Below are 15,830 nucleotides of genomic sequence, written 5' to 3'. Positions count from 1 at the left end.
CCGAGGGTGTTAGCTTTAGGGAACATAAGACGTTTTGTTCCCCTTACTCCTAGGTAACTTCTACCAGTCAATTAGTTTCACCAGCCATAACCGGAAATAGTCACAACCAGAAAATAAAGGAAGCACTCGACATGTCTTCTTCACGCCCCACTACCCGCAGCCATGCTCGTGCTTACGCCCGCGCTCTGACAGCCTGTCTAGCTGCGGGAGCTTTGACTTTCACCGCCAGCTGCTCTGCTTTCCAGCGCCCGGAGGGCGCCAGTGAAGAGATCTCCTACGGGGGCCAGAACGGCGACTCCGGTGGCGACAAGGGTCAACCAGCTCCGAGCAGCTACTCGGAGGTTTCCACGGAGATCAGCGACGACCAGCTGCGAGAGATCTTCGCCGATGGCAAGTTCAGCGACTGCAAGCTGGACCAGAAGTTTTACGACAGCGCCTACGTGGATGGCGCGAAGATGATTCCGCTAGATTCGGCCGATGTTTACGTCAACGAGGAGACTTGTTCTGGTTATGTAATGCCACAGGTAAGCGGCGACCAGCCAGAAGAGCTCAAAGATACGTCGATTTATGCCGGACTATCCGCCACTAAGCACGGCTCCAACCTCGACAACATGGCCCCCAACGATGCCGAATGGAACGATCTATCCGATGAGGGCCTTAAGGGGTGGCAATCCATCGAGATGCAAGATATGTGCGTGCTTGCCGGCCCGGAGGGCACTCCACTGGAATACGCGGAGGTTATCTCCACCTTCACCTGTGATTCCGTCAAACCCCTGCTGCGTTCATTGACAAACCTGGCAAACCGCTACCAGGAGCTCGAAGGCAAGGAAGCGAACATCGGCGAAGCTGACGGTCCGCTGGAGATCGGTGATCGCGTCGAGATGGATCTCGTGGACGATAGCTTCCGCGAAGCCCGCGACAAGGCCAAGGGCAAGGACGAGTCGACCACTGAAGAGGTGGGAATCGGCAAGGTGGAGATGAAACTGAAGGACTCTGAGATCCTCATCGACAATCCGCGGGACTACAGCAAGCTCTGTGTCGAGGTGGAGTATGACTACGAGGACAGGGCACCGATCATTCCGCCGACCGAGATCGGCGTACAGGCTCCCAACGGTGAGTTCGAGGTGTTGAGGGCGGAAGGCACTCTGCAAGCCTTGTCCGATGAAGGCAAAGGCAGCCAGCGTTACTGCTCGGAGGTTGGCCTACGATTCGGCAACACCGACTTCGTAGTTACCGGTCTGAAGACGCTCTCGGCGACTAAAGAAGCTCTAAAGAAAGAAGGAATCCCGCTATGGCGCATCCACGTAGAGCGCAACGACGACGGGAACTACGAGATCAGCTAGGCCTCCGGGTGGCGCGGGTTCTTTAGCCCCGAGCCGTCCGGCACGTGGGCCGGATCTCCGCCGAGCTCCACCTGCTTGTTGTTTTCGTCCACGAAGACCACGCGCGAGGCGTAGTTCTTCAGGTCTTCCTCGCTGTACTGGGCGTAGCCGATGATGATGACGAGGTCGCCGGGGCTGATCAGACGCGCGGCGGCACCGTTGATGCCGATCACGCCGGTGCCCCGGTCGCCGGTGATGGCGTAGGTCGTCAGGCGATTGCCGTTATCAATATCGACGATATCGATCTGCTCGCCTTCGAGGATGTCGGCAGCTTCCATCAGATCAGCGTCGATGGTGCACGAGCCGACGTAGTGCAGGTCGGCCTGAGTGACCGTTGCACGGTGGATCTTTGATTTCAGCATGGTTCGCAACACGGGTGAACACCTTACTCGGGGCTAACCAAATAAGCTATTTAGCTGTTACTTTGCTCGGCGCCCAGGCAGCGCGCAAGCGTTGCTCAAAGTTAGCCGCTTAAGCGTTCCGGTGCGCGCCGTCGCTCGGCAGGGCGACCACGAACTCGGGCTCGTTGAATCCCTTCTCCGCGAAGGCCCTGGCCACCGCTGCGGCCGTGGCCTCCACCTGATCCTCGCGCAGCAGCGCAATCGCGGAGCCGCCGAAGCCGCCACCGGTCATGCGGGCACCCAGCGCGCCCTCGGCCATCGCAACGTCCACAGCAGTATCCAGCTCCGGAACGGTGACCTCGTAGTCATCGCGCAGGGAGGCGTGGCTGCCCTGCATCGACCGTCCGAAGGCCTCCATGTCCCCGGCACTGACCTGGCGGATCGCCTCGGCCGTGCGGTCGATCTCGCTGACCACGTGGCGCACGCGGGCGGCCACCACCACCGGATCCATGTCGTTGGACTTGGCCCAGCCCACGGAGGCGTCCTCGGCCTCCTCGGCGAAGCGCAGGCTGCTGACGCCCAGGTCGGCGGTCACCCCGTCGATCACGGCGCGCCGCGCAGCGTATTGCCCATCGTTCAGCTGGTGCGGGGCATTCGTATTCATGATGAGGATCGCCAGCCCCCGCGCCGCGATGTCGAAAGGCACCTGGGTGGCACTGTCTTCGGCGAAGTCGATGGCCAGCGCGTGGCCAGCCTGGCCGAACAGCGAAATACGCTGGTCAAGCCCGCCCGTCGAGGCGCCGACTACCTCGTTCTCTGCTCTTATGGACGCCCCCATGAGCCCGTTGCGAGCCGCATCATCGAGGTGCGCGCCGCCGTATAGGTCGAAGGCCGCGAGGGCCGCCGAGCATTCCAGTGCAGCGGAACTGGAGAGCCCCGCGCCGACGGGAACGTCGGACTCGATGGCGAGGTCCAGTCCTCCGGCGGGCATCAGACCAGCCTCGGTAGCGGCCCAGATGGCGCCGACGGCGTACCCCGCCCAGTTGGCGGGGTTACCGGGGCCGACCTCGGCGACGGGAATCTCAAAGTGGACAACCTCCGCGGGGTCGCCGAAGCGGGAGGCCACGCGGTACACGCCATCGTCGTTCTTGGCGGCTGCCACGTAGGTGCGCTGGGAAAGCGCGAAGGGCAGGCTGATGCCATCGGCGTAGTCGACGTGTTCGCCGATCAGGTTCACGCGCCCCGGCGCGGACCACACGCCCGCCGGTTCGTAGCCGTAGACCTGCTGGAACAGGGACTGTGCGTCGGCAGTGCCCTGCTCCTCGGAGCGGGTCTGCAGCCAGTGTCGAGTAGCGGCGTTTTGTGCTGCGTTGGTTTGGTTAGTTGGGGTTTCGTTAGTTGGCATTGTCGGCGACCTCCCGGAAGCGCTCCGCGATCCTCTCCGGGGTGGTGTCGGAGATCCAGGCCTCCTGGCCCGACTCGCTACCGGCCAAGAACTTCATGCGGCCTGGGGAGCGCATCATCGAATACAGCTGCAAGTACAGGCGACCGTTCTCCCGGTCCTCCCCCACCGGCGCCTGGTTCCAGGCGGCGATGTAGGGGGTGCGCTCCACGCCCTCGAAGAAGCGATCCATGCGGCCCAGCAGATCTAGGTAGAAGCGGGTCAGCTCGTCCTTCTCCTCGTCACTCAGCGCCGCGAAATCCGGGACCGCCCGGTTAGCCATGAGGATGACCTCCACCGGCCACTTCGCTGCCGCCGGAACATAGGCCGTGAAGTGCTCACCGGCCAAGAGTACGCGGGTGCCGGATGCCTTTTCGGCGGACAAGGTGGCGTCAAAAAGATCCTTTCCGGTTTGCTCCCTAAACGCCCGAGCGCGTGCAGCCACCTCGGCGGCGCGCGGTGGGACGAAAGGATAAGAGTAGATCTGGCCGTGCGGGTGCTGCAGGGTCACGCCGATCTCCTTACCGCGGTTTTCGAAGGGGAAAACGTAGCGAATGCCCTCAATGGCGGAAAGCTCGGCGGTGCGGTGCGCCCAGGCCTCAACGACCGTGCGGGCGCGTTCGTATGGCAGATCCCTAAACGAGGAGTTCACGTCCGGGGTGAAGCACACGACCTCGCAGCGGCCGATGGCGGGCTTGCGGGGAAATAGCTCCTGGCCGTCGACGTTGGTGGCGAAGTCCTCCGACACCTCCATGTGGACCGACAGGGACGGGAAGCGGTTCTCGAAGACCACCACGTCGTAGTCGTCGGCGGGCACCTCGGTGGGCAGCTCGCCGGGCTTGGTGGGAGCCAGTGGGTTCTCGTTGGCCGGGGGCATGAACGTGCGGTTCATGCGGTGCGCAGCGTAGACGTACCACTGGCCCGTCAGGGGATCCTGGCGCATCTCGGATTCCGTGGTGGCCTGCGGCAGGTCGCGGGAATCGTGCAGCTCGCGCTGTTTCTCCCCCACAACATAAGCCGGTTCGTCGTCGAAGTACAGCAGCTCGCGGCCGTCCGCCAGCGTGGTTCGGGTTACTTTAAATTCGTGCTGCACAGCGTGGATCACTTCCTAAAAGGTCCTTGGGTGGGGATGGTGCTTAGTTTAAAAATGCCCGCCTCCAGGTGGGGCGGGCAAGTGTGGTTACTTAGATTGCGAGGCCGGTGAGTCGGCGGAGTCGGCGGGATCTGCAGACTCGGCAGTTTCAACTGTTTCGTCAATCTTGATCGGATCCAGCTTGGTCCACAGGAAGAAGACCGCCGCCACGACGACCATGGCAAGCCCGCAGACCAGGTTATACGTTTCGTTCTTCGGCTCGCCGGTGGTCACATCCATGCCCGGGTCCAGCAGGAAGTAACTGATCAAAAGCACAAGTCCGTACAGCCCCATGAGGGAGCCGATGACGTTGCGGATGTCGAAAGCACCGGCCATGTGGGAACGCTTGGTTTTCTTAGCCGTGTTCTTAGCCGTGTTGTTAGCCATTGTGTCCGTTCACTCCTTTCTGAAAGTTTAAGCGCTCTTAGGCGAACACGATGTTGAGGACGAGCACCATTGCCAGACAGAGGATGCCCAGCGGGACGGTGCGGCGGTACCACGGCAGGGTGGCCTCGGCGGCGTCCGTGAGGTTTTCCTTCGGGGTGACGGACTTGACGAAGCCCACCAGCTCCTCGTCCGGCTTCGGCTCGGTGACCAGGGAGACCAGGACGGAGACGATGATGTCCGTGACGAACGCCAGGGAGGCGGCAACGAAGGCCGTACCCTGACCCGGCAGGTTGAAGAAGGTTGCGTCGGTGCTGCCGAAGGTGGCCACAGCCCAGTAGACGATTGCCACACCCGTACCGGAAACGAGGCCCACCCAACCTGCGGTGGGCGTCATGCGCTTCCAGAACATACCCAGGATGAAGGTGGCGAACAGCGGCGCGTTGAAGAAGCCGAACAGCGTCTGCAGGTAGTCCATGATGTTGCCGAAGTTGGAGGCCAGCAGGGCGGTGAACACGGCAATGACGGTGGCGCCGACGGTCGCGATACGGCCGACCTTGAGGTAGTACTCGTCGTCGCGATCCTTGACGATGTAGGACTCCCAAATGTCGTAGGAGAACACGGTGTTGAAGGCGGAAATGTTAGCCGCCATGCCGGCCATGAACGCGGCCAGCAGACCTGCGATAGCCACGCCCAGCAGGCCGTTCGGCAGCAGGTCACGCATCAGGTACAAGATCGCGTCGTTCGGCTCGGCAGAACCATCCATGATCGGGGTGACGGTTGCACCTGCAACCATGCCCGGGATGACCACCAGGAACGGGATGAACATCTTCGGGAACGCACCGATGATCGGGGTCTTGCGTGCAGACGACAGCGAATCGGCTGCCATGGAGCGCTGCACCTCCACGAAGTTGGTGGTCCAGTAACCGAAGGACAGCACGAAGCCCAGGCCGAAGACCAGGCCGATGGCGGAGACGATCGGATTGTCGAAGCCCGAGATTTCAGTACCCGGCCAGGTGTGGAAGTGCGACGGGTCCGCGACCTTCTCCTGCAGGCCGGACCAGCCGCCGACTTGGTGCAGGCCAATCATCGTCAGCGGCAGCAGGGCCGCGATGATCACGAAGAACTGCAGCACCTCGTTGTAAATGGCGGCGGAAAGGCCACCGAGGGTGATGTACGACAGCACGATTGCCGCGGCCACCACCAGCGTGACCCACAGCGGCCAGCCGAGCAGGGAGTTAACCACCTTGGCCAACAGCAGCAGGTTCACGCCGGCAATCAGCAGCTGGGCTACGGCGAAGGAGAGGCCGTTGACCAGGTGTGCGCCCTTGCCGAAGCGGCGGAGCATGAACTCCGGCACGGAACGCACCTTAGAACCGTAGTAGAAGGGCATCATCACGATGCCGAGGAACACCATTGCTGGGATCGCGCCGATCCAGAAATAGTGCATGGTTTCGAAGCCATACTGCACGCCGTTGGCCGAGTGGCCCACGATTTCTACGGCGCCCAGGTTGGCGGAGATGAAGGCCAGGCCCGTCACCCATGCGGGTAGCGAGCGGCCGGAGAGGAAGAAGTCGATTGAGCTGGACACTTTGGACTTTGCGGCCCAACCGATGCCCAGGACGAACGCGAAGTATAGGGCGACCAGCGCGTAGTCTACCCAGCTTGCGTCCAGGCGTAGTCCTTCAGCTGTCATAGCTGCGAACCTCCAGGAACGTCATGTTCCCGTCCCAGGTGCCAATCGTCTTATTTTTCAACTACCAGCGACGAGAACTATTGGCTTTTAATGCGTTTCAATTCTAACGCCGCGGCGTGCACTAACGGAAATTTTTTTCTATTCTCAGACGTACTTCTTCTAAGTTGTGACGCCCTCACTCGAAGCAAGAGAAATTCCACACTCGAAGCTGCGCTCTTCACCCGCATTCAGGCGAATGAGGTCCCTACCGGAGCGTAGAGCATCCGGCGGGCACGTCATCGGCTCGACGGCTAGGGCCCGCCCCACGCCGGGGTAGCCCTCGCGGCGGGCCGGGTCGGCAGTGAACACCTGGAACCAATTGAAGCCCTCGCCTACCCATAGACGCACGCCCTCGCCGTCAGGGTTTAACAGTCGCGCCTCCGCCAGCGTCTCCTCCTGCGCGCTGATCTCACCAAAGCAGTGATCCAGCCACACCCCGGCCATGCGCTGGCCGACTTCTACATCTGGTAGCACCCGGCGAGCTGGGAACTCCGGGCCGGCGGGCAGGTTACGCACGGAATCCAGAGGCAAGTTCGTGCCGACAGGCAGGTGCAACACGCAATCATCAAGCGGGGCTCCCAGGGCGCTCAGGTATGGGTGCCAGCCCAGTCCGAAGGGGCAGGAAGCATCGGCCTCGTTGCGGACGTCGAAGGAGGCACGCAATCCTTCCTTCGCGTCGAGGGACCACGTCACCCGCATGCGTAGCGGCCACGGCCACCCCTGACGCAGGCCTGTGGATAGCTCCAGCGCCACGAAATCCTCGGCTTTGTCAGCGACGTGCCAGGCCATCTGGCCCACAAACCCGTGGATCGCGGTGGCGCGGGCCGGCTCGGTAATGTCCAGGCGGTGCAGCACACCATCGTGGGCGAAGACCCCGTCGGCGGTTCGGTTCGGCCACGGTGCCAAGATGATGCCGGAGGACAGCGGCGGGTAGGCGCCCTCAGGGTAAGAAACCACCAGCGGCTTGCCGGAGTATTCCAGGCTGCGCAGCCCGCCGCCGAAGGTGGAGATGCTGGCGCGGTACTCCCCTGCGGAGATGTCCACGAAGGGGTGCGAGTGTCGCTTCAGGTTGTCTAGCTCGTCGCTCATTGTTCTACTCACCTGCGTTTTCGGCGGGTGCACTGCCTTCGCCGCCTTCGTCCAGACCTTTAAAGCCTGTCCCCAGCGGCACGCCCACATTGTCGATCAGGCGCGTGGTCCCAACGCGCGCCGCCACCAGCAGGCGGGCTTCGCCGTCCTCCGGGGTATCGGAAAGGTCCGTACCGCGCAGCTCAAGATAGTCGACTTCCACGCCCGAGGCGGCGTCCAAAATAGATCCGGCAGTCTGCAGAACCGCCGCAGGCCCCTGCTCGGCCACGAAAGCGCCGGCGGTTAGGGCGGCGGACAGGGTGAGGGCGAGCTCGCGCTCTTCGTCGGAGAGGTAAACGTTGCGGGAGGATTTCGCCAGGCCATCGGCCTCGCGCACGATCGGCACGCCGTGGACCTGCACCTCCATATTCAGATCCGTGACCATCTGCTGGATCAGCAACAGCTGCTGGTAATCCTTTTCACCGAAGAAGGCATGGTCGCAATGCGTGATGGTGAAGAGCTTGTTCACGACCGTCAGCACGCCCGCGAAGTGGGTCGGGCGGTGGGCTCCCTCCAGGATCCGTCCGGCCTCGCCCGGGTGGATCGTCGTGCGCGGCCCGTTGGGGTACATCTCGCGGGGGCTGGGGGCGAATACCGCGTCCACGCCCGCGGCCTTTAGCTTCGCGACGTCCTCGTCGAGGGTGCGGGGGTAGGCATCCAGGTCCTCCCCCTCGGCGAACTGCAGGGGGTTCACGAAAATGCTGACCACAACCAGTGCGCCCGGTATCTGCTGGGCGGCCTGCACCAGTGAGAGGTGCCCCTCGTGCAGCGCGCCCATCGTGGGCACCAGCGCCACGGGGCGGCCTGCCTTGCGCATGGCGCGGGTGAGCTGCCCGATCTTCTCGATTTCGGTGAAAACCTCTGCTTGGCCAGGTGTGAACGTCATGGCTCTTACTCTAGATCCAGCAGTCTTTCGACCTCAATAGCCCCCGCTTTAAGTGCGGTGCGGCGAGCCATCGCGGTGTAGGCGGCCTCGGCTGGACCTTCCTCGGCTGAATCTGTCCCGTCCCCCAGCTCCCGCAGCGCTGCGCGATGGCGCATCACGGCCTCTGCGTCGTCACGGGCCACCGGACCGGTCAGCCCGTCCATCCGCTTTTCCAGCGCGTTATCCACCGCGGCGTGGGCGATGCGGCGCAGCAGCAGGGCACTGTCGGGGCTCTCCCCTGGCGCTTCCATCACGCGGTCCAGGATCTCTTGGGCGTCCGTAAGAAGGGTCACCAGGTGGTTGGCCGCGTGCGCCATCGCCGCGTGATAGGCCGCCCGGTGGTGTTCGGGGATGGCAACGGGGACCCCTCCCAGGCTGGCCACGAGTGTTTGCGCGACCACATCACCGACCTCGGAATCGCTGGTCACCCCCCATGCGCAGCCGTCAAGCCGCTCGCTATCGACGGGGGTTCCGGTGAAGGTCATCGCCGGGTGCAGGGCCAGCGGCAGCGCGCCGGTATCAGTGATCGGCTGCAGGATCTCACAACCAAACGCCCCGGAGACGTGCGCCACGATCTGCCCATCGCGCGTGTGCTGCGCAACTTCTTCTACGACTTCGGGAAGCTTCGGATCCGGCACCGCCAGCACCACGAGCGCGGCATGGGCGGTGCTGTCTAGGTTGATGCGGGGGATGTTCGGGATTCTTTGGGACGCCAACTCTTCCGAACGTGCCGAATGTGCATAGATGCCATGCACGTGGTGACCGGCGCGTGCGAAGGCCTCCGCCAGAGCCACGCCTACTTTCCCGGCGGAGATGATGCCGACAGAGAGGCGTGGCTGTTGAATGTCCGAGTTAGTTTCCGGGCCTGTCACAGGTGGTTGTTACTTCTCTCGATTCTTGAAGCGCTGCATCAGCTCTGCGACCGTGAGGCCGTTTTCTACCTCGTCTGCGCGACGGCGACCGTGGGTGGTTCCCGTCGACCCAGCCTGCTCCTTTGCCTGCTCAGCCTGCTTCGCGTCAGCTTCCTGGGCGCCAGCTTCCTGGGCGGCGCCGGCACGGGCACGGCCGGGGCGAACGGCCTCCGCGCTCGGCATCTGGGCGCGGCGCTTCTGCGCGGGCTTCGGCTGGGCAACCTTGGACCCTGCGGCCTTAGCGCGCTTGGCCTCGTCCATCGCGGTGGTGTCCACGACCAGCGGCAGCTGGGAGGTCTCCTCGGAATCCTGGCCGGTCCAGTTCACCGCAGCGAAAGTGCCGGTGTTGAACTTCGGCTTACTGCGGTGCTGTGCCTTGTGCGGCTGCGCCTCCTGCTGGCCCGCCGGGCGTCCTGCGGCTTGAGGCGTTTGCTCGCCGGTGCTGTGCCCCAACTCGCGAACTCGCTCTGCGGTCGCGCGCACCGCACGCTGCTCGCCCTCGTCGAAGTCCTCGCCGGTCAGCTCCGAGAGCTGCTTACGCATGTGAGCCAGCTCCGCACGCAGCTCCGCCAGGTGCTTATCCCGCTGGTCCTGGGACTTCTTGGCCTCCGCCGCGTACTTTGCCTGCGTCGCAGCCTCGCGCTTTTCCAGCTGTGCGCGCTCGTGCTCCAACTGCGACTGGAAGTAGCTCTCCTGGTTCTCGGCCTGCTCGCGCGCCAGCTTCAAAGCACCCGAGTATCGCAGCACCAACACCACGCCGAAGAAGGCAGCCCAGAGGGCAGCAATAAGGGCCACCTTCAACCAGCCATCGGAATCCATGAACAGCATCAGCACGCTGGCCAGCAGCGCCAGGACCACCAGGCCAAACATCAGGAAGCGAGAGAGTCCCGAAGGCTCGTTGGAAACCACAGAAGATCCCTGGAAGTCGGAGCCCTGGAAGTTGGAGCCCTGACGGGCGGAGTCGTCATCGTATCCCAGGGATTCCGGGGACTGGTGCCCATCGAAGGGCTGCGACTGCGGCTGGTGAGACTGTTGTGGCTTAGGAGACTGCTGGAAGCTCATGGACAACACACTACCCAACGTCGAGCCCGTTGGGCGTTAATGGCGCATCCGGCGGTGGCGCTTCGCAGCTGCGTTCCAGCCAAACCCCGGCCACTACGGCTGCCAAAGCCCCCAGAGCCCCGGCGATCACGCCCGGCACATCGGCCTCCGCGGCCATAAGATGCCCCGCGTTCGGCAGAACATAAAGTCCCACCCCGACGAACACTCCCAGGAACACCGACCCGGCCCACGCCGTGGCCTGGCCGAGCGCCAGCCACTGAACCACCGTCGTCGGCTGCATCTGTGTGCGATCCATCCCCACCCCGCTGCTGCTGCCGATGCGCTTGCGGATCATCCAGCCCGCCACGGCGCACACGATTGCGAAGATCCACAGCAGCACGGAGCCGGTGGTCTTAATTGGCGGGAAGCTTCCATAGAAACTCAGCGTGCTGACCCAGGCGATGAGGGCGCACACGATCGCCACGACAGCCAGCGTGGAGATCTTCGTGCGCTTCAGCGGGCTCATGTGCTGCCTCTTTATCCCTCGTCTTTAGTTCTCGCCAGGGTCCGATAGTTCGGATCGATCCGCCGGGACGATAGCCTCCCGCTCGGCCGGATCAACATCTTCCAACCACTCCAGGATGCCTCGCCCGCCCAAGGTACACCAGGGTTCCCGGGCCAGCTGCAGGTCACTCAGCGGTACCAGCACAAACGCCCGCTCGTGGGCGTAGGGGTGCGGAATAACCAGCTCAAACCCCCACTTTCCCTGGGACTGCAGGGGCTGGGACTGGGCGTCAAAACAAAAAAGAATGTCCACATCGACGGTGCGCGGGCCCCACCGGACCTCGCGCTCCCGCCCCGCGACGGCCTCGGCAAATTGGCAGTGGTGCAGCAGCGCGAGCGGGTCCAGCGACGTGCGCACGGCCACCACGGAGTTGCGGAACTCCTGCTGCTCCACCCCACCCCACGGCGGGGTGACGAAGATCCGCGACTTCTCCACAATCTCGATGTCCGGGTGCATCGCCAGCAGCTCGTAGGCGCGTTCGATCTGCGCGGTGGGGCTACCCACGTCGCCGGGCATGTTCGAGCCGATCCCCAAGAAGGCGGTGATCATCGCTTGGACCTCCGCGCCACCACCCGCACGTCGGCGAACGGGTGGGCGATCGGCGCTTGCGGCTTATGCACCGTGACCTCCACCGCGTACACCCCGCCCAGCTCCGCAATCTGATCGGCGATGTTCGAGGCCAGGGTTTCGATCAGGTCGTGGCCCTCCTGCACCTCGACCGCGTTCACCGCGATGTCGGCCAGCTGCACGTAGTTGATCGTGTCTTCCACCGAGTCCGAATCCGCCGCGGCGCGGAAGTCCGTCCACACCACCATGTCCACGATAAACTTTTGGCCGGTGTTCTTTTCGTCCGAAAACACGCCGTGGTGGCCGAAAGCCTCCACGCCAATGAGCTCGATGCGGTCAGCCACGTCGCGCCCTCCATTGCTCGTCGATGTCGGGGCCGCATCCGGTGGCCATTGCGTGTGCGACGTCCACTGCAGCCCGTGTCGGGGCTACTTTATGCACCCGGACGGCCCATGCGCCAACTGCCGCCGCCAGCGCGGAGGTGGCCGCCGTCGCATCGTCCGCCGATTCCGGGGTGCCGGGGTTGCCGTCGCTCGCGGGGCGCAGCGCGGTGAGGAAGCGCTTGCGCGAGGCCCCCACCAGCACCGGATATCCCATCTGCACCAGCCGTTCGGTCGCTCCGAGGAGCTGCCAGTTTTCCTGCGGAGTCTTCGCGAACCCGATGCCGGGGTCCAGGTAGATCTGTTTCTTTGTGACGCCTACCGCCTCCGCCGCTTCGATCCTCTGCTCGAGCCAACCGATGACGTGGCCGACGATGTCCTCGCCGTGGTCGTGGTAGCCCTCAGCTCCGGCGAAGTCCGCGGCGTTTCCCTTGTTCCAGTGCATCAGAATGATCGGCAGGCCGGATTCCGCGGCCAGCGGAAGCATGTCGGGGTCCGCCAGGCCGCCGGAGACGTCGTTGAGGTAGGTGACGCCCGCTTTCCAGGCGGCCCGCGCCGTGGATGCCCGCATCGTGTCGATGCTGGTGGCGATTCCCCGGCGGGATAGCTCCTCGATGACGGGGGTGACGCGGGCGGCCTCGACCTCCGGGGCAACGCGAGTGGCGCCCGGGCTGGTGGAATCCCCGCCGACGTCGATGATGTCCGCACCGTCAGCGACCATCGCCTCGGCGTGTGCCAGCGCGGCCGCGGTGTCTGGGTAATCCCCGCCGTCGGAGAAGGAATCCTCGGTGACGTTGAGGATGCCCATCACGAGGGTGCGCTGGGGGTCGTTCGCGTTGGTGCCAGTCACAGCAGAGCCCATCACGGCCGAATCAGCGCCATTGCCTCTGCGCGGGAGGCCGCGTTCTTCTGGAATCCGCCGCGGACCGCGGAGGTCACCGTGTTGGCACCGGGCTTGCGGATACCGCGCATGGCCATGCACAGGTGCTCGGCCTCCAGAACAACGATCACTGCGGAGGGGTCCAGCTTCTCGACTAACGCATCGGCAACCTGCGAAGTCAGGCGTTCCTGGACCTGCGGGCGCTTCGCGAGACCGTCGATCAGGCGGGCCAGCTTGGACAGTCCTGTGACCTTGCCGGATTCGCCGGGGATGTATCCAATGTGCGCCTTGCCGAAGAAGGGCACCAGGTGGTGCTCACACATGGAGTAGAAGGTGATGTCACGCACGAGCACCAGCTCGCGGTGATCCTCGCTGAAGGTCTTGTTGAGAACCTCCGTCGGGTCCTCGTATAGCCCGGCGCACGTCTCACGGTAGGCGCGGGCCACGCGGGCCGGAGTTTCCTGCAGACCCTCGCGGTCGGGGTCCTCGCCAATGGCGAAAAGGAGTTCGCGGATGGCCGCCTCTGCGCGCTCCTGGTCGAAGGAACCAGGGTCGAGCGGCTGCTGTGGGTTATTCACTAGTTGTCTTCCTGCCTGTGCTGGCCACCGGACTCATTGCCGTTGTAGCCACCATTGTGCTTATCCCAAGGGAACGTCTGCTCCGGCATCTCGCCGCGACGGTAACTCACCTGCGATTCCTGTGAGTCTTGCGGACGCTGCTGCTCGGGCTGCACAGCTTGCTTCTGCTGCGCGGGCTTCTCCGGCTGGTGATCCGGCTGCTCATTGTCTGGCAGGCGGAAGCCACGCTCCTCTTCCGGCGGCACCGGACGGGCAGTGCCCTGCCCCATTGGACCCTGCTGACCGTGCTGGGTCTGCTGGGTCTGCTGTGTCTGCTGGGTCTGCTGGGTCTGCGGGAACTGCTGCTGTCCCTGCTGCAAGCGCTCGGCCTGACGCTGCTCGTTTTGCGCCTTGCGCTTTTCCATGCGTGCACGACGAGCAGCGGAGAAGAAGTTGGTCTTCTCCGGCGGCTCCTCTCCACGCTCGCGGGCCAACTCGACTGGCGTCTTCACCGGCTCGCGGTGGTCGCACGGACGGTCCAGATCCTGCATCGGGAAGATGTCCGAGACCTCGCGGGTATCGATGCCCTCGAAGATGGCCTCCAGGTCCGGGCGGCGCAGAGTCTCCTTCTCCAACAGCTTGGAAGCCAGGGTATCCAGGTAGTCCCGGTTCTCGCGCAGCACATCGTAGGCCACCTGCTGGGCCTTGTTCATCAGCATGCGCACCTGCTCGTCGATCTGGTTAGCCACGTTCTGGGACGGCTGGTTGCCGCCCTGGCCGCCGCGCCCGACAAACGGGTCGCCGTCGTCCTGGCCGTACTTCACGGCACCCACAACAGGGCTCATTCCGTATTCCACCACCATCGCGCGGGCGATGTTCGTGGCCATCTCAATATCCGCAGAAGCGCCGGTGGTCGGGTTGCCGAAAACAAGCTCCTCCGCTGCACGGCCACCCATGGCAAAGACCAGGCGGGCGAACAGCTCGGAACGGTTGTACATGCCCTTGTCGTCCTCGGGTGCGGTCATGGCGTGGCCACCGGTGCGGCCGCGAGCCAGGATCGTCACCTTGTAGACGCGGTCGATGTCCTTCATCGCCCAGGCAGCCAGCGTGTGGCCGCCCTCGTGGTAGGCAGTGACCTTCTTCTCGTGCTCGGAAATGATCTTCGAGCTGCGGCGCGGTCCACCCACCACGCGGTCGGTGGCTTCTTCCAGCGCGTCGGCGGTAATCACGTTGCCGTCCACGCGAGCGGTCAGCAAGGCGGCCTCGTTGAGAACGTTCTCCAGGTCCGCACCGGACATGCCCGCGGTTCGCTTGGCCAACGACTTCAGGTCCACGTCCTTGGCCAACGGCTTGTTCTTCGCGTGTACATTCAGGATCTGCTCACGGCCCGCAAGGTCCGGGTTGGTCACCGGGATCTGGCGGTCGAAGCGGCCCGGGCGTAGCAGCGCCGGGTCCAGGATGTCCGGACGGTTGGTGGCGGCCATCAGGATCACTCCGTCGCGGTCGCCGAAGCCGTCCATTTCCACCAGCAGCTGGTTCAGGGTCTGCTCACGCTCGTCGTGGCCGCCGCCCATGCCGGCGCCACGCTGACGGCCGACCGCGTCGATCTCGTCGACGAAGATGATGCACGGCGAATTCTCCTTCGCCTGCTTAAACAGGTCGCGCACGCGAGACGCACCCACACCGACGAACATCTCTACGAAGTCGGAACCGGAGATGGTGAAGAAGGGCACGCCTGCCTCGCCGGCCACTGCGCGCGCCAGCAGCGTCTTACCCGTACCGGGCGGGCCGTACAGCAGCACGCCGCGCGGGATCTTCGCCCCCAGCGCCTCGTAGCGGCTCGGGTCGGTCAGGAAGTCGCGGATCTCGTCCAGCTCCTCCACAGCCTCGTCGGCACCGGCGACGTCGTCGAAGGTCGTGTCCGGGTTGTCCTTATTCAGCTGCTTGGCAGTGGACTTACCAAAGCCGAAGGCGCCCATGCCGCTGCCGCCCTGCATACGGGACAGCATGAACATCAGCAGGCCGAAGATCAGCAGCATCGGCAGCAGCATCACCAGCAGGCTGCCCAGGAAGCTATCCTCGGTGACCTTGGTGTTGTACTTCTCCGCCTCGGATTTCTTTACCGCGTCGAAGATCTCTGGCGCCGCCCGGCCGGGGTACTTCGCGATGACCTGCTCGATGCCCTCCTTGCCTTCGACCTCGATAGAGTCCTTCAGCTTCAGCTGGACTTGCTGCTCACGATCGTTGATCTGAGCTTCCTTGACGTTCTTGTCTTCCAGCTGCTTCAGGGCTACCGAAGTCTCGACCTCGTCGTAGCCGCGGGCGTCATCAGTTAAAACACCGAACGCATAGATCGCGATGAGGATCACAGCGACAATGCCCGCGATCCTCAGTACCTTCTTCTTTTCCATATTTCCTAGAGTGTTGTTGGTTCTAAATGCCGTGCGAACAGCGCTGCCAT

At 63.8% G+C, this 15,830-nt stretch carries 16 protein-coding genes; 1 reads left to right on the top strand and 15 read right to left on the bottom strand.

Going from position 1 to position 15,830, the window contains the following annotated elements:
• The first annotated feature begins 131 nt into the window (after positions 1 to 131).
• Entirely contained in the window at positions 132 to 1,343 is a 1,212-nt protein-coding gene (locus tag CJEIK_RS01570) for a hypothetical protein (RefSeq protein ID WP_077536137.1), read from the top strand.
• Here CJEIK_RS01570 and panD read toward each other — a convergent pair.
• The 15 genes from panD to ftsH form a co-directional block, all read right to left on the bottom strand.
• Positions 1,340 to 1,756 (bottom strand): aspartate 1-decarboxylase, encoded by a 417-nt coding sequence (gene panD, locus CJEIK_RS01565; protein ID WP_034965414.1) that lies wholly within the window; start codon positions 1,754 to 1,756, stop codon positions 1,340 to 1,342. The genes CJEIK_RS01570 and panD overlap by 4 nt on opposite strands.
• Before the next feature lie 97 nt (positions 1,757 to 1,853).
• Positions 1,854 to 3,128 (bottom strand): galactokinase, encoded by a 1,275-nt coding sequence (gene galK / locus CJEIK_RS01560; RefSeq protein ID WP_005296820.1) that lies wholly within the window; start codon positions 3,126 to 3,128, stop codon positions 1,854 to 1,856.
• Positions 3,118 to 4,269, bottom strand: a complete 1,152-nt coding sequence (gene galT / locus CJEIK_RS01555) for a galactose-1-phosphate uridylyltransferase (protein WP_005296822.1) — start codon at positions 4,267 to 4,269, stop codon at positions 3,118 to 3,120. Before galT ends, galK begins: the two co-directional genes overlap by 11 nt.
• Before the next feature lie 75 nt (positions 4,270 to 4,344).
• A complete protein-coding gene (locus CJEIK_RS01550) occupies positions 4,345 to 4,683 on the bottom strand; it encodes a hypothetical protein (protein WP_005296825.1) in 339 nt (112 codons plus the stop codon).
• Between the two features lie 37 nt (positions 4,684 to 4,720).
• Positions 4,721 to 6,376 (bottom strand): sodium:solute symporter family protein, encoded by a 1,656-nt coding sequence (locus CJEIK_RS01545; RefSeq protein WP_005296827.1) that lies wholly within the window; start codon positions 6,374 to 6,376, stop codon positions 4,721 to 4,723.
• Positions 6,377 to 6,535: 159 nt separating this feature from the next.
• Entirely contained in the window at positions 6,536 to 7,504 is a 969-nt protein-coding gene (locus CJEIK_RS01540; protein WP_005296830.1) for an aldose 1-epimerase family protein, read from the bottom strand.
• A 4-nt stretch (positions 7,505 to 7,508) separates the two neighbouring features.
• On the bottom strand, positions 7,509 to 8,429 hold the full coding sequence (gene panC, locus CJEIK_RS01535; protein WP_005296833.1) for a pantoate--beta-alanine ligase: 921 nt from the start codon (positions 8,427 to 8,429) through the stop codon (positions 7,509 to 7,511).
• A 5-nt stretch (positions 8,430 to 8,434) separates the two neighbouring features.
• Positions 8,435 to 9,340 (bottom strand): Rossmann-like and DUF2520 domain-containing protein, encoded by a 906-nt coding sequence (locus tag CJEIK_RS01530; protein WP_005296835.1) that lies wholly within the window; start codon positions 9,338 to 9,340, stop codon positions 8,435 to 8,437.
• 9 nt (positions 9,341 to 9,349) lie between these two features.
• Entirely contained in the window at positions 9,350 to 10,441 is a 1,092-nt protein-coding gene (locus CJEIK_RS01525; protein ID WP_005296837.1) for an MrpF/PhaF family protein, read from the bottom strand.
• 10 nt (positions 10,442 to 10,451) lie between these two features.
• Entirely contained in the window at positions 10,452 to 10,946 is a 495-nt protein-coding gene (locus tag CJEIK_RS01520) for a DUF3180 domain-containing protein (RefSeq protein WP_005296841.1), read from the bottom strand.
• Between the two features lie 24 nt (positions 10,947 to 10,970).
• Positions 10,971 to 11,534, bottom strand: a complete 564-nt coding sequence (gene folK, locus CJEIK_RS01515; protein WP_005296843.1) for a 2-amino-4-hydroxy-6-hydroxymethyldihydropteridine diphosphokinase — start codon at positions 11,532 to 11,534, stop codon at positions 10,971 to 10,973.
• Entirely contained in the window at positions 11,531 to 11,896 is a 366-nt protein-coding gene (gene folB, locus CJEIK_RS01510; RefSeq protein ID WP_005296846.1) for a dihydroneopterin aldolase, read from the bottom strand. Before folB ends, folK begins: the two co-directional genes overlap by 4 nt.
• Positions 11,889 to 12,794: a dihydropteroate synthase gene (gene folP, locus CJEIK_RS01505; RefSeq protein WP_005296849.1), complete on the bottom strand. Its 906-nt coding sequence runs from the start codon at positions 12,792 to 12,794 to the stop codon at positions 11,889 to 11,891. The genes folB and folP overlap by 8 nt, the downstream gene beginning before the upstream one ends.
• Positions 12,794 to 13,390 (bottom strand): GTP cyclohydrolase I FolE, encoded by a 597-nt coding sequence (gene folE / locus CJEIK_RS01500; protein ID WP_005296852.1) that lies wholly within the window; start codon positions 13,388 to 13,390, stop codon positions 12,794 to 12,796. Before folE ends, folP begins: the two co-directional genes overlap by 1 nt.
• The gene (ftsH, locus tag CJEIK_RS01495; protein ID WP_005296855.1) at positions 13,390 to 15,780 is read right to left on the bottom strand and encodes an ATP-dependent zinc metalloprotease FtsH; all 2,391 of its coding nucleotides are present in this window, start codon (positions 15,778 to 15,780) and stop codon (positions 13,390 to 13,392) included. Before ftsH ends, folE begins: the two co-directional genes overlap by 1 nt.
• Positions 15,781 to 15,830: the final 50 nt, after the last annotated feature.

The sequence above is a fragment of the Corynebacterium jeikeium genome (genome assembly GCF_028609885.1).
GTDB classification, from domain to species: domain Bacteria; phylum Actinomycetota; class Actinomycetes; order Mycobacteriales; family Mycobacteriaceae; genus Corynebacterium; species Corynebacterium jeikeium.
This window is presented reverse-complemented; position numbering and strand designations above follow the sequence as displayed.

Coding starts and splice junctions, on each gene's coding strand:
- galK (WP_005296820.1), bottom strand. CDS start 3,128: ATGCCAACTAACGAAACCCCAACTAACCAAACCAACGCAGCACAAAAC.
- CJEIK_RS01570 (WP_077536137.1), top strand. CDS start 132: ATGTCTTCTTCACGCCCCACTACCCGCAGCCATGCTCGTGCTTACGCC.
- folK (WP_005296843.1), bottom strand. CDS start 11,534: ATGATCACCGCCTTCTTGGGGATCGGCTCGAACATGCCCGGCGACGTG.
- CJEIK_RS01520 (WP_005296841.1), bottom strand. CDS start 10,946: ATGAGCCCGCTGAAGCGCACGAAGATCTCCACGCTGGCTGTCGTGGCG.
- CJEIK_RS01545 (WP_005296827.1), bottom strand. CDS start 6,376: ATGACAGCTGAAGGACTACGCCTGGACGCAAGCTGGGTAGACTACGCG.
- folP (WP_005296849.1), bottom strand. CDS start 12,794: ATGGGCTCTGCTGTGACTGGCACCAACGCGAACGACCCCCAGCGCACC.
- CJEIK_RS01550 (WP_005296825.1), bottom strand. CDS start 4,683: ATGGCTAACAACACGGCTAAGAACACGGCTAAGAAAACCAAGCGTTCC.
- panC (WP_005296833.1), bottom strand. CDS start 8,429: ATGACGTTCACACCTGGCCAAGCAGAGGTTTTCACCGAAATCGAGAAG.
- ftsH (WP_005296855.1), bottom strand. CDS start 15,780: ATGGAAAAGAAGAAGGTACTGAGGATCGCGGGCATTGTCGCTGTGATC.
- CJEIK_RS01540 (WP_005296830.1), bottom strand. CDS start 7,504: ATGAGCGACGAGCTAGACAACCTGAAGCGACACTCGCACCCCTTCGTG.
- CJEIK_RS01525 (WP_005296837.1), bottom strand. CDS start 10,441: ATGAGCTTCCAGCAGTCTCCTAAGCCACAACAGTCTCACCAGCCGCAG.